This window comes from Sandaracinaceae bacterium, assembly GCA_016706685.1.
GTDB lineage: Bacteria > Myxococcota_A > Polyangia > Polyangiales > Houyiibacteriaceae > JADJJE01.
Map to the genome: position 1 here is coordinate 13,138 of JADJJE010000011.1, position 25,309 is coordinate 38,446.

General features: G+C 71.5%; 20 protein-coding genes. 5 read left to right on the forward strand and 15 right to left on the reverse strand.

Annotated features, from left to right (window positions below):
- Positions 1-357: 357 nt before the first annotated feature.
- The 3 genes from IPI43_13560 to IPI43_13570 are packed head-to-tail and all read right to left on the reverse strand — an operon-like array spanning position 358 to position 3,810.
- Complete coding sequence (locus IPI43_13560; protein ID MBK7775132.1) at positions 358-1,404, reverse strand: hypothetical protein; 1,047 nt, start codon at positions 1,402-1,404, stop codon at positions 358-360.
- 27 nt (positions 1,405-1,431) lie between these two features.
- Positions 1,432-2,457, reverse strand: a complete 1,026-nt coding sequence (locus IPI43_13565) for an SEL1-like repeat protein (GenBank protein MBK7775133.1) — start codon at positions 2,455-2,457, stop codon at positions 1,432-1,434.
- Between the two features lie 42 nt (positions 2,458-2,499).
- Entirely contained in the window at positions 2,500-3,810 is a 1,311-nt protein-coding gene (locus IPI43_13570; GenBank protein ID MBK7775134.1) for an aminopeptidase P N-terminal domain-containing protein, read from the reverse strand.
- 94 nt (positions 3,811-3,904) lie between these two features.
- Between IPI43_13570 and IPI43_13575 the strand changes: the two genes are divergently transcribed.
- On the forward strand, positions 3,905-5,377 hold the full coding sequence (locus IPI43_13575; GenBank protein MBK7775135.1) for a hypothetical protein: 1,473 nt from the start codon (positions 3,905-3,907) through the stop codon (positions 5,375-5,377).
- 30 nt (positions 5,378-5,407) lie between these two features.
- Here IPI43_13575 and IPI43_13580 read toward each other — a convergent pair whose 3' ends face one another.
- On the reverse strand, positions 5,408-6,865 hold the full coding sequence (locus tag IPI43_13580; protein ID MBK7775136.1) for a hypothetical protein: 1,458 nt from the start codon (positions 6,863-6,865) through the stop codon (positions 5,408-5,410).
- A 60-nt stretch (positions 6,866-6,925) separates the two neighbouring features.
- Between IPI43_13580 and proC the strand changes: the two genes are divergently transcribed.
- Positions 6,926-7,741, forward strand: coding sequence for a pyrroline-5-carboxylate reductase (gene proC, locus IPI43_13585; protein ID MBK7775137.1), 816 nt, complete (start codon positions 6,926-6,928; stop codon positions 7,739-7,741).
- A gap of 7 nt (positions 7,742-7,748) precedes the next feature.
- On the opposite strand, the gene IPI43_13590 is transcribed toward proC, so the two are convergent.
- The 5 genes from IPI43_13590 to IPI43_13610 all read right to left on the reverse strand — a co-directional run bounded on the left by IPI43_13590 (position 7,749) and on the right by IPI43_13610 (position 13,901).
- Complete coding sequence (locus tag IPI43_13590) at positions 7,749-8,408, reverse strand: YggS family pyridoxal phosphate-dependent enzyme (GenBank protein ID MBK7775138.1); 660 nt, start codon at positions 8,406-8,408, stop codon at positions 7,749-7,751.
- A 23-nt stretch (positions 8,409-8,431) separates the two neighbouring features.
- A complete protein-coding gene (gene maf, locus IPI43_13595) occupies positions 8,432-9,040 on the reverse strand; it encodes a septum formation protein Maf (GenBank protein ID MBK7775139.1) in 609 nt (202 codons plus the stop codon).
- A gap of 2 nt (positions 9,041-9,042) precedes the next feature.
- Entirely contained in the window at positions 9,043-10,689 is a 1,647-nt protein-coding gene (locus IPI43_13600; protein MBK7775140.1) for a helix-turn-helix domain-containing protein, read from the reverse strand.
- A 108-nt stretch (positions 10,690-10,797) separates the two neighbouring features.
- Positions 10,798-12,372 (reverse strand): serine/threonine protein kinase, encoded by a 1,575-nt coding sequence (locus IPI43_13605; protein MBK7775141.1) that lies wholly within the window; start codon positions 12,370-12,372, stop codon positions 10,798-10,800.
- Between the two features lie 167 nt (positions 12,373-12,539).
- Entirely contained in the window at positions 12,540-13,901 is a 1,362-nt protein-coding gene (locus tag IPI43_13610) for a fasciclin domain-containing protein (protein ID MBK7775142.1), read from the reverse strand.
- A 167-nt stretch (positions 13,902-14,068) separates the two neighbouring features.
- Here IPI43_13610 and IPI43_13615 point away from each other — a divergent pair, with 167 nt between their 5' ends.
- Positions 14,069-14,983 carry a MerR family transcriptional regulator gene (locus IPI43_13615; protein ID MBK7775143.1) on the forward strand — a complete coding sequence of 305 codons (915 nt, stop codon included), beginning with the start codon at positions 14,069-14,071 and terminating at the stop codon, positions 14,981-14,983.
- Positions 14,984-14,989: 6 nt separating this feature from the next.
- Here the strand turns inward: IPI43_13615 and IPI43_13620 are convergent, their stop codons facing one another.
- From IPI43_13620 to IPI43_13630, 3 genes are read right to left on the reverse strand one after another with little or no spacing between them, the layout of a single operon-like run.
- Positions 14,990-16,537: an aldehyde dehydrogenase family protein gene (locus IPI43_13620; GenBank protein ID MBK7775144.1), complete on the reverse strand. Its 1,548-nt coding sequence runs from the start codon at positions 16,535-16,537 to the stop codon at positions 14,990-14,992.
- Positions 16,534-17,976, reverse strand: a complete 1,443-nt coding sequence (locus IPI43_13625) for an MBL fold metallo-hydrolase (GenBank protein MBK7775145.1) — start codon at positions 17,974-17,976, stop codon at positions 16,534-16,536. The genes IPI43_13620 and IPI43_13625 overlap by 4 nt, the downstream gene beginning before the upstream one ends.
- The gene (locus IPI43_13630; protein MBK7775146.1) at positions 17,973-18,734 is read right to left on the reverse strand and encodes a GTPase domain-containing protein; all 762 of its coding nucleotides are present in this window, start codon (positions 18,732-18,734) and stop codon (positions 17,973-17,975) included. The genes IPI43_13625 and IPI43_13630 overlap by 4 nt, the downstream gene beginning before the upstream one ends.
- Positions 18,735-18,975: 241 nt before the next feature.
- On the opposite strand from IPI43_13630, the gene groES reads away from it, so the two are divergent.
- Positions 18,976-19,269: a co-chaperone GroES gene (gene groES, locus IPI43_13635; GenBank protein MBK7775147.1), complete on the forward strand. Its 294-nt coding sequence runs from the start codon at positions 18,976-18,978 to the stop codon at positions 19,267-19,269.
- Positions 19,270-19,280: 11 nt separating this feature from the next.
- Entirely contained in the window at positions 19,281-20,900 is a 1,620-nt protein-coding gene (groL, locus tag IPI43_13640) for a chaperonin GroEL (GenBank protein MBK7775148.1), read from the forward strand.
- Between the two features lie 108 nt (positions 20,901-21,008).
- On the opposite strand, the gene IPI43_13645 is transcribed toward groL, so the two are convergent.
- The 3 genes from IPI43_13645 to IPI43_13655 are packed head-to-tail and all read right to left on the reverse strand — an operon-like array spanning position 21,009 to position 25,299.
- The gene (locus IPI43_13645) at positions 21,009-22,409 is read right to left on the reverse strand and encodes a TonB-dependent receptor (protein ID MBK7775149.1); all 1,401 of its coding nucleotides are present in this window, start codon (positions 22,407-22,409) and stop codon (positions 21,009-21,011) included.
- A 42-nt stretch (positions 22,410-22,451) separates the two neighbouring features.
- A complete protein-coding gene (locus IPI43_13650; GenBank protein ID MBK7775150.1) occupies positions 22,452-23,492 on the reverse strand; it encodes a TonB-dependent receptor plug domain-containing protein in 1,041 nt (346 codons plus the stop codon).
- Positions 23,452-25,299, reverse strand: a complete 1,848-nt coding sequence (locus IPI43_13655; GenBank protein ID MBK7775151.1) for a serine/threonine protein kinase — start codon at positions 25,297-25,299, stop codon at positions 23,452-23,454. The genes IPI43_13650 and IPI43_13655 overlap by 41 nt, the downstream gene beginning before the upstream one ends.
- Positions 25,300-25,309 lie beyond the last annotated feature (10 nt).

The window sequence follows — 25,309 nt, forward strand, 5'->3', positions numbered from 1 at the left end:
GTCCATCGCGTCGAGGGCCTCGGCCAGCGCGCGCGCATCTCCGTCCAGCGACTCGAGCGCGAGCGCCGCGCTCACAGCGTCAGTGGCCGGCAGAAACGTGGTGCCCTCGACCTGACGGCGCAGCCACGGCGACCCAGGCAGCACCGCGACGCGACCTCGGTCACGCAGCGAGGAGCCGAGCCCCCCCGACCGGACGGTGGACTCGCGCAGCGCCAAGCCGCCGGCGATGACGGCCGCGAGCAGCCCCAGCACCAGCAGGCCCTGCAGCACGCGGTACAGCAGCGAGTCGCTCGAGAGGCGGGATGGTCTGGGTTGGGTGCTCACGCGGCTGCTGCTCTAGCACGCAGGTCCATGCGCTCAATACGTGAGGCCCGTGCTGAGCTGCGCGCTCCACTGCCGAGGCACCTGACCGGGCACGGGGCTGCCCAGGCCCGAGGGCCGCGAGAGGTCTACCTGGAAGGCCCCGCCGACCACCAGCGCGCGGTGGCGCAGGTTGAGACCCAGCGTGGCTCGCAGCCGGCGCGCCGTGACGCGCGGGAAGCTCACGTTGTCGGCGAACGCCGCGCTGTCACCGGCCCCGCAGCCGCCGAACGGGAACGGGCTGTTGTCGGTGGGGTCCAAGCTGGGTCGCGCGGGATCGCAGCCGCCGCTGCCCACGGCCGGCTGGTCGGGCGAGAGATCCACGCTGCCCGTCCGCGCCACCACCCAGAACAGCTGCGTTCCCACGATGGGCGTGAGCACCGTGGTGCTGGACAGCGTGAACGGCTTGCTGGCCACCAGCTCGATGGCCGGCACGATGAGCGTGAACTCGGAGTCCCCCGTGAGCGTGCGCACGGCGAAGCGCAGCGCGATGTCGGGCAGGTAGGCGAGCGGCCCGCGGCGGTAGCCCTCGAGCAGCGCCCACTGGCCCTCCACGCCCCAGACCCACAGGTTGCTGCGCGCCACGTGGCCCACGTCGGCGCCGAACTGCAGCCCGAACGGCAGCCCCTGGCGGAAGGCCACGGCATACGACCCGAGCGCCACGTCCGGCGAGGGGTTGCCCCCATCGAGCGTGCTGCTGGCCGGACCCTCGGTGCCCAATCGCCAGTAGCGCGCCTTCTCGTCGAGGCCCGCGATGCTGGCGGACACGCCCACGTAGAAGTGCCGCGACCCGAGCGTGCGGGCGGGCTGCAGCAGCGCAGGCGCCACCGCCCCGCCCAGCTGCGCCATGAGCGCCCGGTAACCGTCGAAGTCCGCGCAGTAGGCGCCTCCCTGACAGGCGAGCGGGGCCGCGGCCATGGCCTCCGGAGAGCCCGCCGGGAAGCGCAGGCGAGAGAGCGTGATGTTCACGGGCTGCGCGCGCGCATGGCCCGCCAGCAGCCCCAGCAGGACCAAGAGCGTCAGAGTCGCGGCCGTTCGGGGCATCCGCGCCAACGCTAGCACGAGGTCAGGTCACTCCTCGTAGTCCTCGTAGCCCTCTTCGTCGCCGGGGTCGGCCTCGTAGCCCGCCTCGCGATCGAGGTCATCCAGGTTGGTGCAGCCATACTCCTCACCGCCCGCGCAGGCCTCACCGTACAGATCGCGTGCCCGCTCGAGGTCCCGCGGAACCCCGTTTCCCTGTGCATAGAGGGCACCGAGGTTGTTGCACCCGCTCATCTCCCCGGCGGCGCATGCCCGCTCGTAGTACTCGCGTGCGCGGGTGTAGCTCTGCTCCACGCCCGACCCGTCTTCGTAGAGCGAGCCCAGGTTGCCGCAGGCCAGCGGATCGCCGCCCTCGCACGCGGTCTGGTTCAGCTGCACGGCGCGGGCGTAGTCGCGTGGCACCCCCTCCCCGCGGTCGTACAGGATGGCCAGCTCCGTGCACCCCCACGGGTCACCGCCGTCGCAGGCTCGTGTGTACAGCTCGTGCGCGCGCGCCTGGTCCTGTTCCACGCCGCGACCGTCGATGTAGAGGCCGCCCAAGCCGGTGCAGCCGCGAGCGCTGCCCTGCTCGCAAGCGCGCTCGAAGAAGCTGAGCGCACGCGCGCTGTCTTCGCTCACGCCCACGCCCTCGTCGAAGGCAAAGCCCACGCCCGCGCAGGCGTCTTGGTCTCCACGCTCACATGCCGCGGCCGTCAGCTGGTACGAGCGCCCGCGGTCAACGGAGGGAGACGTGGACCCAGCGTGTCCCTCGAGCAGGTAGACGCAGGCACGCCCCTGCCCCCACTCGCAGGCCAGCGCGTACAGCTCCATGGCGCGGTTCATGTCGCGCCGAACGCCCACGCCCAGGTCGTACTGACGCCCGGCCGCCGTGCACGCCGGGGCGTCGTTCTCACCGCGGCAGCGCTGCTCGAGCGCCGCGAGCGCGTCGTCGTCGCTGGTCCCGGACTGCACGTGCACCGTGCTGGGCTGCGTGGCCGCCCCGCCGCAGCCCGCCACCATGAGCCACAGCCACCCCGCCGTGCTCACGCCCCACCACTCGCTGCCTCGTCGTTGCATCCGTTCCTCCGAGAAGAGTCCGTTCCACCGCCCCCGCGTGGCTCAGCGCGCGCCGCGCACCGCCGCTTCCACGTCGGCCACCGTCTTCGGCACCGTCGTCAGGTTCTCGTGGCCATCGAGCGTGACCGCCACGTCGTCTTCGATGCGGATGCCGATGCCCCGGAAGCGCTCGTCCACCGTGGCGTCGAGCGCCACGTACAAGCCGGGCTCGATGGTGAGCACGTGCCCCGGCGCGAACGGCCGCGGCGCCCCGTTCAGGAAGGTGCTGCCCACGTCGTGAACGTCCATGCCCAGCCAGTGCGAGGTGCGGTGCATGTAGAACTCCCGGTACGCGCCGGACTCGATGGCCGCGTCCACGTCGCCTTTCAGCAGCCCCACGCGCACCATGCCCTCGGTGAGCACCCGCACGGCCACCTGGTGGACCCCGTCCATGGTGGCGCCCGGGCGCACCGCGGCGATGCACGCGTCCTGAGCGGCCAGCACCACCTCGTAGAGCTCGCGCTGCGCCGGCGAGAACGTGCCGTTGACCGGGAACGTGCGCGTCACGTCGGCCGCGTAGTAGCCGTACTCGCAGCCCGCATCGATGAGCAGCAGGTCGCCGTCCCGCATCTGCCGGTCGTTGCGCCGGTAGTGCAGCACGGTGGCGTTGGGGCCACTGCCCACGATGCTGTCGTAAGCGGGCCGCTCGGCGCCGCCACCGCGGAAGGCGCGCAGCAGCTCGGCCTCCACCTCGTACTCGAAGCCGCCGGGCCGGGCCGCGCGCATGGCCGCCAGATGCCCCTCGGTGGTGATGGCGTTGGCGCGCCGCATGAGGGCCAGCTCGGATTCCTGCTTCACCAGGCGCATCTCGTGGATGGACACCTGCGTGGACACGATCTCGGTGGGCGTGGTGCGCCCGTCACGACGACAGCGCATGCGCACCAGGTGCAGCGCGCGCAGCACCTGTCCGTCGAACTCGGTGTGCTCGCCCAGCTCGTGGTGCAGGCGGCCCGCACCCTCGAGGTAGTCCGGCAGGCGCTGCTCGAGCTCCGACACCGGGAACGCCGCGTCCACACCAAAGGTGCCGACCGCGCCTTCCACACCATGGCGGAAGCCGTCCCAGATCTCGCGCTCGCGGTTCTTGGGCCGCACGAAGAGCACGGCCTGGTGCTCGGCATGCACGTTGGAGAGCACCAGCACCGCGTCGGGCTCGTCGAAGCCGCTCAGGTAGTAGACGTCGCTGTGCTGCCGGTGCGCGTGCTCCACGTCGGAGTTGCGGGTGGCGAGCGGCACGGAGGGCAGCACCACCACGCCACGCCCGATGCGGTCGAGCAGGGCCTTGCGGCGGGCGGCGTACACGGAGGGGTCGAACATCCGCGCAGCCTGCCACGAGTGCCCGCGCGCTGCCCATAGGCAGAATGGGCCCGCACGTTGACTCGTCGTCTTGGGCGGTGCTCCCATGCGTGCCATGGCCACCCGTCGCACCGCAAAGCCGTCGAGCAACGAGACCGCCCTCCCCGGCGCGGCGCCACCTGCGGGCCCTGTCGGTGAGGCGCTGGCGGTCTTCGACGCGAACGACGTCAGCGTGTGGGACGCCCTCCAGCATGGCGTCGCGGACTTCGACCGCGCGATGGTCGCGAAGCAGCGCGACGCGGGCACGGTGTCCGGAGGGGATGCCATCTTGGCTCACCTCGCGAAGCGCGAGCTGCGTTCACCGCTGCTGCTCGAGCAGGCCGCCATGGGGTACGCTGCGGCAGGCGCCCACGAGCGCGCGCTGGCCGTCCGCCTCGACGCGCTGCGCGTCTGTCCGCGCTATGACAGCTGGGTCTCGGGGTTCATGCTGACGCAGACAGCGTCCAGCCTGCTGGCGCTTGGACGCGCCACGGAGGCGCTGCACGTGGCCGAGCGGGCGCAGCGCTTTCAGCCGCTCGAGCCCACCTCGCTGGTGGTGCTGGCCCAGGCGCGTGCGGCCGCCGGGGACGCGGCCGGCGCGGCGCGGGTGCGCGCGTGGCTCTTCGACCAGGGCGTGGGCCCCGACTGGTTTCCCGGCGCGCCCACGAGCGCCGACCGCGAGGCCGCTCCCTACGAGGTGGACTGGAGCGCGCTCGAGCCCATGTCCGACGTCGACCTGGCGCGCTACCTCGTGCTCTTCCGGGCAGACCTCGGCCTGGTCGGCACGCTGGCCGCAGGGCGCCGGCACCTGGCGGCCCAGGCACGCCACGGGGACTGGCTGGCCACCAAGGCCACCTGCTCGTACTACCGCGACGGCTCGCCGACGTTCTCTGACGCGGGTGTCTCGCTGAACCTGCCCATCACGTTCAGCACCGAGCACGCCGCGATGAACGGGCTGATCGATGCCATCACGGAGCAGGCCAGGCAGCACAAGGCGGTCAAGCCCGCCGACCTCACCCACCGCCTGGCCGGCGTGCGGGCGAAGACCATTCGCGACCAAGCCGCGGCAGGCGCACCCGTGCCCCGCGCGCTGCTCACCGACTTGATCTGGGACGTGGCGCGAGCGGCCGGCGAGGCGCTGCCGAACGATCCCGTCACGGTGGCCGCGCAGGCCATCGAGCGGGACGCCGCCCTGACCTTCGCGTCGCGCGTGTTCTCGGGAGAGCCCCTGCCTCACCAGACGCCCCACACATTGGGCTGCGTCGACTACGTCATCCGCGACGGGAAGCGGATGACCTACCCCAGCACCCAGCTGAAGCGGGACGAGTGGGTGCCCATCATCCAACGCGCCGACTCCGGGCGCGCCAAGTGCAAGGTGTGCAAGGCCGCCATCGAGGCCGGCGCGCTGCGCCTGGACATTCGCTCGAAGCTCTTCCCGGTCGACCACGCCTACGTGCACGTGTCCTGCGCGCCCACCAAGAAGAAGTTCGCCACGGAGCTGAAGCGCGCGCAGGCCCGCTGCCGCCTCTTGCTTCCTGCAGGCGAGTGACCGAGGCCGTCCCGAGGTCTCGGGTTCCCCTCAGGATTCCAGCAGCTCTCGGAGGCGGGAGACGACCTGCGGCAGATCGTCCGGGCTGAGCGACCGCTCCCAGATGCCAGGCAGCTGCAGGCCGGCCGGCGTGGTGGACAGCGCCAGCATGGCGCGCAGCGTGTCGGCCGAGCGCGGGTTGCGGAACCAGTCCTCGTCGTGGGCGTCGCGCAGCAGCGTCCAGAAGAGCAGCGCGTGAGTCCCCGCGCGGAAGCGAGCCCGTGGCGACACGTGGCCCAGCAGCGTGAGGCGAGCCAGCGGCAGCGGAACGGGCACTCCCAGCGCGCGCGCGGCCAGGCCTTCGATGGCATCCCGCGAGCGGTCTTCACTAGGGAGCAGCGCGGCGGCAGCCACGCGCAGGGCCACGAGCTGGAGGCACACCCCGGCCGCCGCGATCTGAGGGACCTCTTTGGCCAGCGTGCGCCCGGTGCCGAGGAAGACCGGGTCGCAAGGCAGCTGCAGCATGAGCGCGGCGAGCGTGCGTGCGCCCTCGTCCTCCACGGGCAGGGCCTGGACGAAGGGCAAGGCCGCGGGAAGCAGCAGCTGGCCGAGCGCGCGCCCCACGCCTTCGAGCAGCGCCAGCTCCGATGCGAGGCCCAGCTCGCGGGTCGACACGGACACCCGCACGTCGCGCGTGGGGTCGAGCACGGCCAGCCGGGCCCGCACCCCCACGGTGGCGTGCGGCGCCTCGAGCTTCACGCCCTGCAGCTCGCGCGCAAAGCCCACGCCGGCCCACGGCGCCGCCACGCGTCGCGCGCGGTCGCGCGGGCCGAAGCGCCCCTGCAGGTCGGGAAAGGCCAGCAGCGCGGCCAAGTCCTCCCAGCGCTCGGGGTGGGCCAGGCCCGACGTGGACGCCGCGCGCGAGAGCGCTTCGCCGGCCAGATCGTCGGTGAGCGCGAGGAAGCCGCCGGCGAGCGTGGCAAGGTTCGGCTTCGGGTCTTTCGACTCCGCGAGCCCGGGCGAGGGGGTCCCCAGCACGGACACTCGCGCTGCGTGCGCCCGCTGCGCGGCGTCCTCCACGCGGGGCGCGACCTCGGCGGCAGCGCGCTCGAGCGCTCCCACGCCGGCCGTTCGCAAGCTGCGGTTGGCCTTGGCGCCCGGAGCCGCCACTTCCTCCACCAGGTCGATGCAGCGCTCGCGGTGCCCGCCACGGTCCAGCACCTGGAACGGCAGCGCGGCCCACGCGGCGCGGGTTCGCGCGAGCGCGCGGGCGGCGTGGACGTCGGCCACGTGGGCGCGCATGGCCAGCGCCTCGTCGGGCGCCATCGCCCCCTCGTCTTCGGCCTCGGCCAGCCGCTCGAGCGCCTCGTCGCTGGTCAGCCAGCGGTGATGGTGCAGCACGTCGGCGTCGGACTCTGCGTCAGGCAGGCCACGGAAGCGGGCCACGCGAGCGCGCGCCTCGTCACGTCGGTACGCCCGGAGGGCGCGGCGCAGGCTGTTGGCGGGCACGTGCCCTACCAACCACGCGCCGAGCGGCCACGCAAGCCTGTTTCGTGGTACGTCCGTCGCATGAGCCTCGCAGGGAAGATCACGTTCGTCGGTGCTGGCAACATGGCCAGCGCCATCATCGCCGGCCTGCTGCGCGCCAACCTCGTCAGCGCCTCGCAGATCACCGCCGTGGACCTGGCGCAGGGCGCGCTCGACAAGCTGAGCGCCGCGCACGGCATCCACACCACCGCGAGCACTGCCGAGGGGGTGGCTGGCGCCGCCATCGTGGTGCTGGCCGTGAAGCCGCAGGTGGTGCAGGCCGTGCTGCCCGAGGTCACCAAGGGGATCGGACGTGATGCGCTCGTGGTCTCCATCCTGGCCGGCGTCTCGTGCGCCACCCTCGAGGCGGGGCTGCCCGCGGGCACGCGCGTGGTGCGCAGCATGCCCAACACGCCTTCACTGGTGAGGCGCGGCGCCACGGCCCTGGCCGCCGGCACCCACGCCAAGCGCGCCGACCTGGACGCCGCCACCACCCTCTTCGACGCCGTGGGCCTCACGGTAGAGGTGCCCGAGCGCTCGCTGGACGCCGTCACCGGGCTGAGCGGCTCGGGCCCGGCCTACGTGTTCTTGTTCCTCGAGGCGCTGGCCGACGGCGGCGTCAGAGAGGGCCTGCCCCGAGACGTGGCGCTGCGCCTGGCCGCGCAGACCGTGCTGGGCGCGGCCACCATGCTGCTCGAGACCGGCTCGCATCCGGGCGTGCTCAAGGACCAGGTCACCAGCCCCGGCGGCACCACCATCGCCGGGGTCGAGGCCCTCGAGTCACGCGCCTTCCGGGGTGCGGTGATGGCGGCCGTGTCTGCGGCCAGCGCTCGCAGCAAGGCCCTGTCTCAGGGGTGATCCGGGGTCAGCCCCGCGCGCCGAAGATGGCCGTGCCCACGCGCACGCACGTGGCGCCTTCTTGCACCGCCACCTCGAGGTCGGCGCTCATGCCCATGCTCAGCGTGGTGAGGCCGTGCTCCACCGCCAGCGCCCGCAGCGCGCGGAAGTGCGGGCGCGCCTGCTCGGGCTCATCGGCCGGGGGCACCGTCATGAGGCCGTCCAGGCGCAGGGCCTCGCAGGCGCGCGCGGCGGTCACCAGCGCGGGCAGCTCGCTCACGGCGCAGCCGGACTTCTGCTCTTCGCCCGCCACGTTCACCTGCAGGCAGATGGGCAGCACCACGCCCTGCCGCGCGCACTCGGCGCCCAGCGCGTCCAGCAGCCGCAGCGAGTCCACGGTGTCCACGCGCGCGCCGACCCGCACGATGGGCTTCACCTTGTTGCGCTGAAGGTGCCCGATCAGGTGGATGCGCAGCCCCTCGAGGTCGTCCAGCGCGTCGGCCTTCTCCACCAGCTCTTGCACGTAGTTCTCGCCGAACACACGCTGCCCGGCCTGCCACGCGGCCCGCAGCGCCTCCACCGGCTGCTTCTTGGACACGGCCATGAGCACCACGTCGCCCGGTGCCCTGCCCGCCGCCACGCACGCTGCATCCAAGCGCGCGCGGGTCTCTGCAAGGTGCAGCCCAATGGCCGCCGCGTCCACCACGGGGCTCACGGCCAGCTCGTCAGCGCGCCCAGCTCCACCATGCGCGCCAGGGTCTGCGCCAGCGGCAGGCCCACCACGTTGTAGTAGCAACCCTCCACGCGCTCCACGAGCCCGCCGCCCAGGCCCTGGATGCCATAGGCGCCGCACTTGTCGCGGCCCTCGCCGGTGGCCACGTAGGCGTCGATCTCCACGTCGCCCAGCGTGCGAAAGTGCACCGTGGTGTGCTCGGAGCGGACCTCGAACGGGCCCTCCACGCGGCCGATGGCCACGGCCGTGATCACCTGGTGAGCGCGCCCCGAGAGGCGCCGAATCTGGGCACGGGCCTCGTCGTCGCTGTGCGGCTTCCCGAGGGTGTCCCCGTCCACGATCACCACCGTGTCGGCCGCGACCACCCAGCCGTCGCGCAGCTCGGCCATCTCGTGCTCGAGGCGATGCAGCGCCGCGCGCGCCTTCTCGGCAGCCATGCGCTCCACGTAAGACAGCGGCATTTCGCCGGGCCGGCGTTCCTCGTCGATGTTGGTGGGCACCACCACCACCGGCACGCCCACCTGCGCGAACAGCGCGAGGCGACGCGGAGAAGCCGACGCCAGAATGACGTATGCCGCGCTGGCCACGCTCAGCGCTCCATGTCTTCCACCCAGCGCCGCAGGCGCTTCAGGTACGAGCGGCTGACCTGCTCGTGGTCGAGGCGCAGCGTCTTGGCGATCTCCGCGACGAAGCCGCGCACGTAGACCTGCGCGGGAAGCGCGGCCCAGTCGTCGGCCTCGATGCCCTCCACGTAGTTCACGCCAATCTTGGTGGTCTCGCTGATTTGCTTCACCGTCATCCCGAGGGACTCGCGCACCGCGCGGATGAGCGGCCCCGTGAACTCGGTATCGGGGGTGATCACGGGCGCCGGCGGCAGCGGCTCCTCACGCGGCAGCGGGGTGCGCTCTTCCTTCTCCACCTCGGCCGGGAAGATGGACAGCTCGTACGGCCGCCGGCGCGACGGGTCCAGCAGCACGTCGTACGCCTCTTCGAGGCGCCCGCGCACAGCCTTCAGGCCCGCGTCGTCGAACAGCCCGTGGCGGCACAGCGCGTCGTCCGCGTAGACCTCTTTGGCCCGCTTGAAAGCGCGGCGCACCTCCTCGTCGGTGGCCCCACGCTCGACCTCGAGCAGGTCGTGGTGGCTGTCGGGCGGCACGGCCACGCGCGGATGCCGCTGGGCTTTGCCCGCGTCGATGGCCAGCATGCGCCGCGCGATCTTCTCGATGCTCTTGCTGGCCTTGGTGCCGGGGCTCTCCGCCAGCAGCGCGCGGCACTGGCGCATGCAGCTCCACACCGTGTCGTCGTAGTCGATGTAGCCCAGGTAGTTGATGGCCAGCCCCAGCCGCCGCGAGGCTGCGCTGCGCATGCGGTCACCCAGCTCGAGGTCCGCGCGCAGGCGCGTCTGGTTCACCACCAGGTGCATCTCGAAGTTGGCCATGGCCTGCCGCACCCGATAGGCCAGCGGGTCGCTCAGCTCTTCCAGCTGCCGCGCCAGGTCGAGAGGCGCCGGCGCCGGCCCGAGGCGGGTGATGTGCGCCTCGAGGCGGTCCCGCGCGGGACCCGTGAGGTCCTCGCTCATGAGGCTGCGCGCGAACAGCGAGCGCGCGAAACGATACGTGTGCTCCACGGCCGGCGGCTCCGGCAGCGACACGAAGAGCGCCACGTCGGCGCCCAGGTAGGCGTCCAGCAGCGCGTCGGCCGTCCCGGCCCCCAGGTCCACCACCACGTACTCGGCGTCCAGCTTGCGCAGCCGCGCCAGCAGCTCGCGGCGCGGCTCGCGGCGCGTGTTCCCGGCGTACGGCTGGTCCAGGCCCGCGTGCAGCAGCCGCAGGTTGGCCACCGCCAGGTCCATCAGCTGCCCGGGGATCTGCACGGGGCGCTCGGGCTCCGGCGCAGGCGCGGGCTCGGGCTCCACCCGCTCGCGCGAGTTCATGCCCACGAAGGTGTGCTGCGGGTCGTCCGGGTTGGTGGGCATGGCCCGGAAGCTGGGCAGCGGCGGCTCGAACGTGGGCAGGGGCGCGGGCGGCGTGGCCCCCAGGAAATTGTGCAGCGTGGCGCCGCACGGGTCGGCGTCCACCACCACCACGCGCCGGCCGATGGTGGCCAGATACAGCCCCAGGTTGGCGGCCAGCAGGGACTTGCCCACGCCCCCCTTCGATCCGGAGACGGCGATCAGTCGCAGCGGGCGCTGTGCTCGTTGAGTGTGGTCCACCATGCGGGTCAGCCGGATTACCACGCGGGGCGCGCCAGCACCACTGACCGCAGCCAACCCATACCCCCACGTTGACGTGGCCGTGGGCGTTGTCGGCGACGGCGACGGCGACGGGTTCTCAGACCAGCCGCGCTACGACCAGGTCGCCTCGAACACGTCCGCCGGGTCGCCCAGCGCCGCCACCTTGGCCAGCCGCACGTCCACCTCGCGGGCGCCAGCCAGCATGAGCGCCCGCTGCAGGAAGCCCACCATCAACACCGCCAGCGTGAGCGTGGGCCGGGGATGCCCCGTGACTTCCAGCTCGCCATACCCGGACCCGTGCTTCGTGGCGCGCGGCTGCCCGTGGCAGAACAGGCTCCCCAGCAGCGGGGCCACCTGCATGAAGCAGAGCTCGGGTGACTTCATGTGGTCCATGCGCCCTGCGCGGCGCGCTGCGTCGACCAAGTGGGCCCCGGCGTCCACCACGAACTTGCGGTCGCCCTTGCCGAAGCGGCGGTCCGCCACCTCGATGATGTTGAGCAACGTGGCGGGGTACCAACCGTGATCCGAGATGTTCGCCACCCAGCGCGCGTGCACCTCGGGCGCGGACGCCGCCAGCACCTCGGCGATGCCGGCCTGCCCGATGCGCTGCGTGAGGTACTCGCGCAGCTCCACCACCACGGCGCCGCTCAGGTCGTCCAGCTGGGTGGGCCCGGGTGGCACGCTGCCGCGCTCGCTGCGCACCTGCCGCTCGCGCTCACGCAAGGTGCGCAGGTCCGTGGTGAGCGTGTCCGTGGGCTCCACGTCTTCTTCCACGGGCGGGTCCGCGCCGAACGGCACCAGCGCCGAGATCATGGCGCGCGCCGTCTGGTAGCGGTCTGCGGGATCCTTGGCCAGCGCCTTCTGGATGATGGCCTCGAAGGCCTCGGGCACGTCCTGCCGAAACACGCGCAGCGGCGGCGGCGGATCGTTCATGATGCTGCGGCAGAGGTGTACCAGGTGGTCCCCGCGGAAGGGCCTGTAGCCGGTCACCAGCTCATACAGGATCACGCCCACCGCATAGATGTCCACGCGCGGGTCGCGCACGGAGGCCCCGCGAATCTGCTCCGGTGGCGAGTAGTAGGGCGTGCCCATGGTGCGCCCGCTGGGCGTCAGGTCACCCGTGGACGTGGCGTCCCAGGCCGACTCCACGAACGTGGCGATGCCGAAGTCGAACACCTTCACGAAGTCCGGCCGGCCGTGCTGCACGGTGAGCAGCACGTTGGCGGGCTTGAGGTCGCGGTGCACGATGCCGGCCTCGTGCACGGTGCCGAGGGCGTCCAGGATCTGCCCCGCGATGTCCGCCGCGCGCCGCACCGAGATGGGGTGGTCGGGCCGCACCAGCTGGCTCAGGCTGCGCCCACGCACGTACTCCATGACGATGTACGGCTCGCCGCTGGCCTCGACGCCCATGTCCAGCACCTCGACCACGCGGCTGTGCTTGATGCCTGCCGCTGCGCGCGCCTCGCGCTGGAAGCGCTTGAGCGTGACGCCGTCGTCGGCCAGGTGGCTGTGTAGCACCTTGATGGCCACGGTCCGGCCGATGGCCGTATTCTCGGCCTTGTAGACGGCGCCCATGCCGCCCTTCCCCACCAGGCGCTTGATGCGGTACTTGCCCGCGACCACGGCGCCGAGACGAAGCGTCCCCGGGCCATCCGCCGGTACGTCGAGCTCGTGCGGCGTGAACATCGAGGCAGCTTACCTTGGGGCGTGACGGGTCGGAAGGGCGAACAGGGCTTCCGGGCCGGTGAGATGAAAAAAAGACAGCGCCACGCGAGCCTCGCTAGGGATGGGGATAGCGAGGACCCGCGTGACGCCGGGGGGGAGGAGGAGGCAGAGCTACCGGGGCGCGGCGCTCAAAGCGTGGGGACCATCACGCCGCTGAGGACGTGGACCACACCGTTGCTGACGTGGATGTCCAGCAGCGTCGGGACCACGGCCGCACCGTCGATGGTGGGCGGGCTGACCGAGATGTCCACGGCCGCGTTCTGGCCGAGGGCGGTGGCCACATTACCCGTCGCGAGGCCCGTGGAGAGCACCGGGGCCGTGAACGTGGCGGGATCGAGCACGTGGTACTGGAGCACCTGGGCGACCTGCGCGTTGGTCAGGCCGTCGACCGTGGCCTGGATGGCGGTGAAGGCCGCGTTGGTGGGCGCGAAGACCGTGAAGCCGGTGGCGGCACCCGGCGCGTCACCCGAGAGCAGCGTGGCGATGCCCGCGCCCGACATGTCGGCGCGACCGATGGCGGCGGCCAGCGACGTGAGCCCGGCGATGCCGGCCATGTCGATGACGGTGGGCGGCAGCAGCACGCCGTCGATGACGTGCACCACGCCGTTGGTGCAGCCCACGTCCGCCAGGATGACGTCGATGCCGTTGACGGCCACGCCCGAGGTGGTGTCGAAGAGCAGCGTCATGTTGTTGCCGGCCTCGTTCTCGGCCACGGCGTTCGCGCGGGCGGGCACGGAGCCGCTGGGCACGCCGGCCGCGACCACGTGGTACAGCAGGATGTTCGAGAGGGCGTCGCCCGTGGGGCGCGCGCCGCCGTCGGGGAAGGCCGCGTTGGTGGGCGCGAACACGGTGAAGGGACCCGCGCCCGAGAGCGTGGTGGCGAGGTCGGCATCGACGACCGCCTGGCGCAGATCGGTGAGCCCGGCGTACGCCGTCATGTCGGTGATGGTGGGCGGCAGCAGCACGCGGTCGATGATGTGGATGACGCCGTTGGAGGCGGCCACGTCAGCGGTGACCACGTTGGCCCCGCCGGTCTGCGCGTTGCCGCCGTTGAGCGTGACGCCCCCGGTGGTGCCCAGGATCAGCGACAGGTTCCAGGTGCCCGTGGTGTCCTCGGCGGCGGAGTCCACCGGGCCGGCCGTCACGGCGCCGCTGCCCACCGAGGCACCGGAGATGACGTGGTAGAGCAGGATCTGGGTGAGGGCGTCCACGTCCATGGTCTCGACGTCGTCGAGGGTGATGTCGGACGCCGCGAAGGCCGCGTTGGTGGGCGCGAACACGGTGAAGGGCCCGGCCGACTGCAGCGTGGTCACCAGCTCGGCGCGGGTGAGCGCCGCCACCAGGATGCTGAAGTCGTCGTTGCCGACGGCGACGTCCACGATGGTGCCCGTCTGCCCGGCGTCCGTGTTCGGGGTGCCGTTACTGTCGCCGCAACCGACCGCGAGCGCGATGGTGAGCAGCAGACCAACCTTGAGAGCTTGTGTCAACATGGATACCTCCTTGAGTTTGAGTACGCCCAGCGGGCGACAGCTGGACACAGCATGGATCCATGACGGGAGATGTCCAGCTTTTTTCTGTACAGAATCTGTTTCTGGACAAGTTTTCCGGACAAACCTTGGACAAGCGTCCGTAGCGGCCGTACGTTTCCGATCTACCCGTGCCCCACTCCCGCTCCGCCCCCGTCTATCCCATGCGTGTGGTCTCCCGCCGGACCGGCTTGAGCGCCGACCTGATTCGAGCGTGGGAGAAGCGCTATCAAGCCATCACGCCGGACCGCACCGACGGCAACGCGCGGCGCTACTCGCACGCCGAGATCCAGCGTCTGGAGCTGCTGCGCGACGTGGTGGCCCTCGGCCACACCATCAGCGACGTGGCCGCGCTGCCCAACGAGACCCTCGCCGCGCTCCTGTCGGAGGAGGCGCCCAGCGCGCAGGACACCGCCACCGAGGAGACGCTGGCGGCCTACGTGGCGGCCATCGAGGCGTGGGATCTGCGCGAGTCGCAGTCCATCTTGTCGCGGGCGGCATCGCTCCGCCCCCCCGACGCGCTGGCCCTCGAGGTGCTGTCCCCCATCTTGCGGGCGGTGGGCGACGGATGGGAGCAAGGGCGCCTGAGCGTCACGCAAGAGCACGCCGCCAGCGCCCAGGTGCGCGGCCTACTCGCCACCCTGCTGCAGACCATCGCGGTGGACCGCGGGGCGCCGAAGCTGTTGGTGGCGGCCCCCGAAGGACACGAGCACGAGCTGGGCGGCCTGATGGCGGCCGTGCTCGGCGCCCAAGTGGGCGTGGCCCCGGTCTACTTGGGCGGCAACGTCCCGCTCCACGAGCTGGAGTCCACCCTGCAGCGCACTGGCGCCGAGGTGGTGCTGCTGGCCGTCTCGCGCGCCATCGACGGCGCCGAGGTCACGCGCCTGCGCGCCGCGGTGGAGGTGCTCACGCGCCACGCGAGCGTGTGGGTCGGCTGCCCGCCAGGGCACGCGCTCGAGACGCTCACGGAGCTCGCGCGGGTGCGGGTGCTCACGTCGCTGCCGGCGTTCCAGACGGCGGCGCTGCACCTGGCGCGGCGGCCGTAGGGAACTTCAGGCCTTCCACCGCGTAGCAAACCCGCGCAGCAGCCCGGTCAGCGCCTTCGCCTTGGCCCCCGGCCCTGCCCCGCCGCGCAGCGTGGCCAGCGACCGACCCACCGCCTCCAAGCCAGGCGTGTAGGGGTGCCACCACATTTCCTGCGCGGCCCTGCGCGCATCCACCACCACCGCGCGCGGCCGCGTCAGCACATCCAAGGTGTGCGACGAGTTCGTCACGCCGTAGCCGCTCTCGCCGGTGCCGCTCCACGGCAGCGCGGGGATGGCGCCGGTGAAGCCGTGGTTGTTGACCACCACGGTGCCGGCGCGCAGCTCGCGCGCCACGCGCTCGCCCCGCGCAAGGTCGCGGGTCCACACGCTGGCGGTCAGGCCGAAGCGCGAGTCGTTGGCAGCGTCCACGGCCGCGCGCTCGCTCGCCACCGCCACCACGGGCACCAGCGGACCGAAGGTCTCTTCCGCCATGGGCTCGGAGTCGTTGGGCAGGTCGCCCATGACCGTGGGCGGGAACCAGCGGCCCGGGCGGTCCAGGCGCTCGCCGCCGCACAGGATCTCGCCGCCGGCAGCGCGCGCCGCGGCCACGTGCCCTTCCACCACGGCCAGCTGGGCGTCGGTGGTGAGCGGGCCGTAGTCCACGCCGGGGCGCAGCTCGTTGCAGAGCTCCACCAGGCGCTTGCGCAGCGGAGCAGCCACGGCGCCCACCGCGTACACGCGCTCGATGCCGGCGCAGTTCTGACCCGAGTTGGCCATGGCGCCCCACAGGATGCCGCGCGCCGCGCGCTCCACGTCGGCGTCTTCCAGCACGATGGCGGCGTCCTTGCCGCCCAGCTCGAGCCCGGCGGGGATCAACCGCGCCGCCGCCGCCGCCGCCACCTTGCGGCCGGTGCGCACGCTGCCGGTGAAGACCACCGCGTCCACGCCCGCGTCGATGAGTGCCGCGCCCACGTCGCCGCCGCCCTGCACCATGACCACCAGGTCGGGGCCCAGCGCCTCGTGCGCGGCCGCTTCGATCGACGCGGCGCAGCGGGGCGTGAACTCCGACGGCTTCATGACCACGCCGTTGCCGGCCAGCAGCGCGGGGAACAGCGTGCGCAGCGGGATGGCCACCGGGAAGTTCCACGGCGTGATCAGGCCGATGACGCCTCGCGGCACGCGCTCGATCACGGCGCGCTTGCCCGGGTAGTTCACCGGGTCGAGGCTGGGCTCGTGCGGCGCCAGGTGCGCGGGACCTTCGTCGCACCAGTAGGCGGCCAGGTCGGCCGTGGACACCACCTCGTGCAGCCACGCCTCGGCCGCGGGCTTGCCGGCCTCTTCGCCGAGCACGGTCACCAGTTCTTCGCCGCGCGCCAGGATGGCGTCTCGAAACCGCCGCAGCAGACCGGCGCGCTCCAGCACGGTCTTGCGCGCGAAGACGGCCTGCGCCGCGCGCACGCGCGACACGATGCCCGGCAGCGCCTCCACGGAGGTGGCCTCCACGATGGAGAGGGGCTGGCCGTCGCGCGGCGAGGTGCCGTGGATCTGGCCGTCGTAGATGAGAGGCAGGGTCATGGTGTGCGTGCCGTGGTGAAGGTCTTGCGGTAGCGGCCGTCGCCGAGATCCTCGGCGCGTCCGAGCGCGTGAAGGTGGATCAAGTGGGCCTCGAGCGCCCGTGCGGCCAGCGGCCACAGCATGCGCGGCGTGTCGGCATACGCGCGCGGCACCAGGTCCACCGGGGTGCCCTCGCCTGCGTCGTCGAGCGCCTTGGCCACCTGCTCTTCCCGCGCCAGGCGGTGCGTCACGTAGTGGTTCAGGCACGCCTCGGGGTTCACGATGACGCCGCCGTGCGCGGGCAGCAGGCACGACGCGCCCAACGCCTTCATGCGCGCGAGGCTCTCGAGGTACAGCCCCATGTCGCCGTCGTGCTTCTCCACCAGGATGGAGCCCACCCCCGCGATCATGTCGCCCGCGATGAGCGCCCGCGAGCTCGGCTCGAAGAAGCAGAGGTGGCCCCAGGCGTGCCCGGGCGTGTGCACGCACTCGAGCGTGAGCATCGTGCCGTCGTCGTCGAGCATGAGCTCGATGCGCTGACCGTCTTCCAGCAGCGCGTCGAAGTACACCTCTCCTTCGAGCGCCTCGGCCGTCTTCGCGTGGCCCCACAGCGGCAGCCCCAAGCGCTCTTGCAGCGCGACGGCGCCGCCGATGTGGTCCGGGTGGTGGTGCGTGGCGCAGATGGCCAGCACGTGCGTGCCGTCTGCCTCCGCCTCTTCCACCCACTCGCAGATGGCGTCGAGCTCGTCTTCGAATGGCGTGGCGGGCTCGATGAGCACCGCCGTGCTGCCTCCCACCAGGAACATGTTGGTGTGCGCCGCGGGCGGCAGCGTGGGGCTGCGCACCGGCCGCATGCGGATGCCGGGCGCTGGCTCCTGCGCGTCCTCGGCGTCCAGCGGCAGGTGGTCCAGCTGGTGGGCCTCGGCGCGCCTCAGCAACGCAGGCACGAAGTCGGCGAGCGCGATGTCTCCCGTGCGCCAGCGCGCGAGGTAGTGGCTCACCGACCCCGCGCCCGCTTCACGCGCCTCGCTTTCATCCAAGGCGAGACCGTAGACCCAGGCCTCGTCGCGCAGGGCATCGCCGCGCGCGCGCCGCACCGCCAGCCGCTCCACGCGAGCCGTGTGCCAGGCCAGCTCGAGGTCGTTGAACAGCGCAGCTCCGAGCGCCACGTCCGACGCGAAGGTCTCGCGCAGCAGCTGACGCTCCCCGTCGCCAGGCAGGAAGTCGCCCTCGGCCACCAGCAGCCAGGTGCTCATGAACAGCCCGCGCAGCGCCGCCACGGCACCCGCCCCTGCCTGCCCGGGTTCTCCCCGGCGCGGCGCGAGGGCGTCGCTCGCGTGCACCGTGACGCCCGGCAGACCGAAGCCCGTGCCCCAGTGCAGCCCCGGGTGCTCGCCCTCCACCAAGACCACCTCCGCAGACGGACCGAGGTGGTGCGCCAGCAACAGCGCGCGGGTCACGACTGTTCGCGGCGCAGCTGGGGGACCTTGGGCGCCGCAGGCACGCTGACCTCAACCGAGGCGGGAGCGACCTTGGCCGCGAGGGCCGTCGGCGCGGTGGCGAAGTCCTCCGGATAGAGGCTCGGGCGCTTCTCGGGCGTGACCGAGTCCGTGCGGCCCTCGGGCAGCTTGGCCGGGTCCGGGATGAGCTTCAGGCACTCGCGCGTGATGGCCTTGAGCGTGTCGAAGACGCCCACGCCCTCCACGGCCGACGCCTCGAACTCGGGCACGCCGGCCGGGATGCCCAGCTCCTCGCGCAGCTCCGGGATGGGCGTGACCCCCGGCAGGTCGCGCTTGTTGTACTGCACCACCATGGGCATGCGGTCGGGGTCGTCGCCCTGCAGCCGCAGGTTGTCCCACAGGTTGCGGATGCTCTCGTGGTTGGCCTCCATGCGCCCAGGCTGGCTGTCCACCACGAACACGATGCCGTCCACGTTGCGCAGCACGAGCTGGCGCGTGGTGTCGAGCGCGATCTGCCCCGGCACGGTGCACAGGTGCAGGCGCACGCGGTAGTCGCGGAACAGCCCCAGCTCCATGGGCAGCAGGTCGAAGAAGAGCGTGCGCTCCGCTTCCGTCATCAGTGAGATGAGCTTGCCGCGGTGGTCTGCCCGGCTGTGGCTGTGGATGTGCGACAGGTTGGTGGTCTTGCCGCCAAGGCCCGGCCCGTAGTACACGAGCTTGAGCTGGAGTTCGCGGCGACCGTGGGAGACCAGAGGCACTCGGGGAGTGTACCGTGCCTCCGCGCGGACTTACACTGTGAAGGCGACATCGGATGACACTTCGGCGCCCGGCCCCGCTGCCAGGACGGAACGAGCCGGATGTGCCCGCCCCGGTTGACACCCCGAATAGTCTGGTTAATGTGGCGCTCCCTATCAGCAGTCTCCCTGCGTGAGTGCTAAGCAAGAGCTGGTCATCGCGCGCGGGAGCTGGCCACTCCATCAAAGTTTCGGAGGTAATTTCATGGGCGTACGTCCTTTGTATGACCGCGTGCTCGTCAAGCGCGTGGAGGAAGAGACCAAGACCGCCGGGGGTATCTACATCCCGGCCACGGCCACCGAGAAGCCCCAGCGCGGCAAGGTCATCGCCGTCGGCGGCGGCAAGCTGCTGGACAGCGGCGAGGTTCGTGCCCTCGATGTCAAGAAGGGGGACACGGTCCTCTTCGCCAAGTACTCGGGCACCGAAGTGAAGATCGACGGTGACGACCATCTCATCCTGCGCGAGGACGACATCCTCGGCGTCATCGTCAAAAGCTGAGCGGAGACACCATGGCTGCCAAAGAAATCCTCTATGATGCAACCGCGCGCGAGCGCATCCTGGCCGGCGTCAACGCCCTCGCCAACACCGTCAAGGTGACCCTCGGCCCCAAGGGCCGTAACGTGGTCATCGAGAAGAGCTTCGGCTCCCCGACGATCACCAAGGACGGCGTCACCGTCGCCAAGGAGATCGAGCTCAAGGACAAGTTCGAGAACATGGGCGCCCAGATGGTGCGCGAAGTGGCGAGCAAGACGTCCGACGTGGCCGGTGACGGCACCACGACGGCCACCGTCCTCGCCCAAGCCATCTTCTTCGAAGGCGTGAAGATGGTCGCCGCGGGTCACAACCCCATGGAGATCCGTCGCGGCATCGAGGCCGGCGTGGCCCACGTCGTGAAGAACCTCGAGAAGCTGTCGCAGCCCACCAAGGATCCGAAGGAGATCGCCCAGGTCGGCACCATCAGCGCCAACGGCGACAAGGCCATCGGCGACATCATCGCGAAGGCCATGGAGAAGGTCGGCCGCGAGGGCGTCATCACGGTGGAAGAGGCCAAGGGCCTCGAGACCGAGCTCGAGATCGTCGAGGGCATGCAGTTCGACCGCGGCTACCTGTCGCCGTACTTCGTGACCGACAGCGAGCGCATGGTGGCGGAGTTCGAGGACGTCTACCTGCTCATCTGCGAGAAGAAGATCGGCAGCATGAAGGACTTGCTGCCGGTGCTCGAGGCCGTGGCGCGTCAGCAGAAGCCGCTCCTCATCATCGCCGAGGACATCGAGGGCGAGGCACTCGCCACGCTCGTCGTGAACCGTCTGCGCGGCACGCTGCAGTGCGTCGCCGTGAAGGCGCCGGGCTTCGGTGACCGCCGCAAGGCCATGCTCCAGGACATCGCCATCCTCACCGGCGGCAGCGTCGTGAGCGAGGAGCTCGGCATCAAGCTCGAGAACGTGGCCGTGACCGACCTGGGCAAGGCCAAGCGCATCACCATCGACAAGGACAACACGGTCATCGTCGACGGTGGCGGCAAGAAGGCCGACATCAAGGGCCGCATCGAGACCATCCGCCGTCAGGTGGAAGAGACCACCAGCGACTACGACCGTGAGAAGCTCCAGGAGCGCCTCGCGAAGCTGGTCGGCGGCGTGGCCGTCATCAAGGTGGGCGCGGCGACCGAGGTGGAGATGAAGGAGAAGAAGGCCCGCGTCGAAGACGCGCTCCACGCGACTCGCGCGGCCAGCGAAGAGGGCATCGTGCCGGGCGGCGGCGTGGCTCTGATCCGCGCGCAGAAGGGGCTCGACAAGCTCGACGTCTCCGACGCGCAGCGCATCGGCGTCAACATCCTGTCGCGCGCCATCGAGGAACCCCTCCGCCAGATCTCGGCGAACTGCGGCCTCGAGGGCAGCATCGTCGTGAACGAGGTCCGCAAGGGCAAGGGCGCGTACGGCTTCAACGCCGCCACCGAGGAGTACATGGACCTGGTCGCCGCCGGCGTCATCGACCCCACCAAGGTCGTGCGCACCGCGCTCCAGAACGCCGCGTCGGTCTCCGGCGTGCTGCTCACCACCGAGTGTCTCATCGCCGAGGCTCCCAAGCCCGAGGCGAAGGACGACCACAGCGGTCACGGCCACGGCCACTGACGCGAGCCCGCAGCCTGCTTCGGTGGGCTGATGGGAACAGAGAAGGCGCGGTCCGCATCCCAGCGGGTCGCGCCTTCGCGCTTCCGTCTGAGCGGGCTACCGTGCGGGCTAGAAGCCCAGGTTCACTGTCCCCAGCACGCGGCGATCCACGCGCTGCCCGAGCGGGTGCTCGCGGTGGCGCGGATCCACCAAGTTGGTGCCCACCACCCCCAGCTGCAGGCGCCCGTCCAGCAGGCGGTAGCCCACACGCGCGTTGAGCACCGCGTAGGCCGGCAGGGGGAACCGCCCGAAGCTCGCGCCCGACTCGGCATCGGGGATGGTCTCCACCCACAGTTGCGAGCTCACCCAGTGGAAGTCCACGCCGAGGTCGAGGCCGAACGGCGCACGGTACTGCGCGCCCAGGTTGAGCTTGTGCCGGCTGGTGCGCTGGTCGTCCTCACGCCCGAGCGAAGGCACGCCGCTCACCACGCGCGTGTCGTGCAGGCTGTAGTTCCCGTACACGTCGAGGCCACGCACGGGGAAGACGCGCACTCCCAGCTCGGCGCCCAGCTGCATGAAGCGCGCAGACTCGTTCTGATTGCGCACCTGGCCTACGCTGAAGGCCGCGATGTCGTCGGCATACGCGGTGACCCCGCTGCCGTAGTCCCCCAGCGTGTAGGCGCTCACCTCGCTCGACACGATGGCGTCGTCCACCAGGTTCAGGTACGCGGTGACCTCGAGCGCGAAGTAGTCGGAGTCCTGGTTGCGGTAGCCCACCTCGGTGGTGAGCATGCGCTCCGGCGCGAGGCGCTTACTGCCCAGCGACAGCGCCGACACGCCGCGCAGGCCCGGCACGGACACCGGCAGGTCCACGTAGGACTCGAGGAACGTGGGGCTGCGGAACGCGAGCCCGAAGGTGCCGCGCAGCGACGAGCGCTCCGTGGGCTGATAGGCCAGCGCCAGGCGCGGGCTGTATTGGATGCGGTCGAGCAGCGGGTGGCTGTCCAGGCGGAAGTTCACGACGGCCTGGAGATCGCTGCGCAGCTGCAGCGTGTCGGTGAGGTACGCGGCGAAGTGGTTCTGTGTGTGGTCGTCGCTCAGCCAGTTCCACTCGATGGACTTCCACCGGTAGCTCACGCCCACGGCGGCGTTGTGGTCCACACCCAGGTGGAACTGCGTGCGGTAGTTCACGTCGGCGTCGACGATGTGCGTCTCGAGGTCGCGCGTGACCAGCGGGATGGCGGCCGGCGGTTCTACGGCGAGCTCGGCGTCGGCCGTCTCCATGTTCCAGAACACGCGCGCCGTGATGCCCACAGGCGTGGTGAGCGTGACGTAGGTCTGCGCGAAGATGAACTCGTCGATGAACAGCTGACGCAGGCGCCCGATGCCGTACTGGCTGAGGCGGTTGAGGCTGACGCCCGTGCCGGCCTCGAGCGCCACTCCGCGGCCCAGGTTGAGGCGCGTGTCACCGCGGAACCAGATGCCACGACGCCCGAGCGAGGGGTCGCGGCTGGGCAGCACCTGGTCCACGCGCGCCGGGTCGGCCTCCAGCTCGTACTGGTCAGCGCGGGCTTAGCCGCCCGCCACGCGGAACGACGCGATGGACTGGCGCCCGTGGGCCACCGTCTCGGTGCGCAGGGTGCCGTGCGAGCCCGCGGTCATGGAGACGTGCGAGCCGCCCTCGCCCGGCGCGCGCGTGATGATGTTGATTAGCCCCGAGAACGCATCGGCGCCATAGACCGCCGACGCGGCGCCGCGGATGATCTCGATGCGCTCGATGTCGTCGAGGCCCACCGGCAGCACGTTCCAGAAGGTGCTGCCCAGTGAGTCGATGTACACGGAGCGGCCGTCGATGAAGACCAGCACCTTGTTGGACTGGCGCTGGTTGAGGCCACGAATGGACACCTGCTGGTCGCCCGGGCTGAGCGCCATGACCTCCACGCCCACCGCGCGGCGCAGCACCTCGGCCAGTGTCTGCAACCCGCTCATGCGGATGTCCTGCGCGGTGATGATGGTGGTGGAGCTGGGCGCCGAGACGGCCGACTCCACGAAGCGCGACGCGGACACCACCTGCTCTTCGTAGACGCCCTGGTTGCGGGCCTCGCTCGGCAGGTCGGTGACGCGCTCGGGGGTGCGCTCGGTGGCGGCCTCGCTGCTCTCGGTGGGCGTGGCCTGCTCGTGCTCGGGCATGGCCTGGCTCTCGTTCTCCCGCTCGCGTGCCTGCTCGTCCAGGATCTCCTGCATGCTGGCGATGAACTCGCTCACCTCGGCCGCGTCGGCCGGGTCCCACTCGAGGTAGCGCTCGAAGGCGTCGATGCTCTCGCGGTACAGCCCCAGCTCGGCGTAGGCCCGCGCGATGTTGTAGATGACGTGCGGGTGCGGGAGGATCTCGTAGGCCTCTTCGAGCAGCGCGATGCCCTGCGCATCACCGCGCTCCACCAGCGTCATGCCCTCGCGGAACAAGCGGCGCGCCTCGGTGCGCTCGTCGGCGTGCGCCACCGGCACCGCGGTGAGCAGCGCGCCCGTGAGCGCCAGCAGCCACGCGAGGCGCCGCGGCCGCGACGCACGGTCGCTAGTCGGTGGGCAGCACGCGGAAGAGGCGCACGGATTCACCCGGCGAAGCTACCACAGGGTAGCGGTGCGAGGTGTCGCCCACCCGGAGCTCCACCACGTGCCGGCCCGGCGTGACCACCAGCCCGCGGATGGGCGTGCGCCTGCCGGTGTCCACTCCGTCGAGGAAGACGCGCGCCGCGGGGATGGTGTTGATGTCCAGCGTGGTGGCGCCACCGGCGGCGGGCGCGGTGGTGGTGCTGTCGGCCGTGTCGTCGCCAGGAGCGCGCGCCTCACGTGTGCGGCGCGCCACTACGGTCTCGCTGCCGTTGGTGGGAGCAACGTCTCCCTGCGGGTGGTCGCCCTGGGCCGACTGACCGGCTGCGGTAGCGTCCGTGGCGTCCTCTGCGGGTGGCGTGGTCCCATGGGCTGCCGCCGGCGACTCGCCCTCGAGAGGCCCGGGCGCCTGCGTGGCACCGCCAGCCTGGGCGGGCGGCGCGGGCGGAGGGGTGATGGCCGGCTGCTGTGCCGCAGGCCGCCTGGCCAGCACGATGGCTACCAAGATGATGACCAGGCCCAGCGCCGCGGCCCAGAACCAGATGGGCGCACCCCAGAGCGTGCTGGGGATTCCGCGGCGCCGTGCGGGGCTCAGCGGGCGGCCTGGCAGCGTCTCGAGCGCCGAAGCGGGCGGCGTGTCCAGCGCCGAGAACGGAGCCGGCTGAGGTGCCCCGGGCTTCAGCGAGTCCGACACCAGCACCGTCACGCCAGCCAGCTCGAGCGGGGACGCGGCGATGGTGGTGGGCGCGTCGTCGTCGTCGAAGACCGGCTTGCCCATTACGGTGGGGTCGTCGTCCGTGGCCTCCATGCGGAAGCCCAGCGCGTCGTCGCTCTGGTCGGACGGCGTGGGCCGGTGGCGCGGCTTGGCGAGCGCGTCCTCCACCACGATCAAGCGACGCAGCGTGCGCTGGGCTTCGCCCGGGTCACGCACACAGGCCAGGAGCGCCACCCGCATGGCCTCGGCGTCGGCGAAGCGCTCGCGCGGGTCCACCCGCAGGGCCCGCGCGATGACCGCGTCCAGCTCGGGGGAGACGGCCGGCCGGAGCTCTGCGGGGTGCTGCCGATGCAGCCCGCGCGAGACCTTGTCCACGCACTCGATGAACGAGGTGCCGCTGACCACTGGGCGCCCCGTGAGCAGCTCGTACGCGCTGGCCGCCAGCGAGTAGAGGTCCGTGCGCTGGTCCACGCTCTTGAAGTCCGCGAAGTGCTCGGGGCTCATGTAGGTGAGCGTGCCCAGCACCACGCCCGTCTTGGTGAGCGTCTCGTGCCCGGCCCCGGACGAGTCCCCGAGGATGGCCTTGGCCAGCCCGAAGTCCAGGATCTTGGTCTGGAAGCCGTCGCCCACGCGCGCCACGAAGAGGTTCGCGGGCTTGAGGTCACGGTGCAGGATGCCCTTCCCGTGCGCGTAGTGGAGCGCGTCCAGGCACTCGGCGATGCAGTGCACCACCACCTCGATGGGCAGCGGCCCCACGGCCTGCAGCAGCTCGCGCAGCGAGAACCCCGAGAGCAGCTCCATCTCGAGATAGGGCCCCAGCACGGCGTCCTCACCGAAGTCGCGCACCTCCACGATTCCGGGGTGCTCGAGGCCAGCCGCCTTCTGCGCCTCGAGGCGGAAGCGCGCCATGTACTCGCGGTTGTCGAAGTGCCGCGCGTGCATGAGCTTGATGGCCACGTCGCGGTCGAGGTGCAGGTGCCGCGCGCGGTACACCGTGCCCATGCCGCCCGACGCCACCGCACCCAGGATCTGGTACTTGTCGGCGACGAGCGTGCCTTGCAGCGTCGAGGCGCCGGGTTCGACCGGATCGTGGGCCATTCGCCCGCGA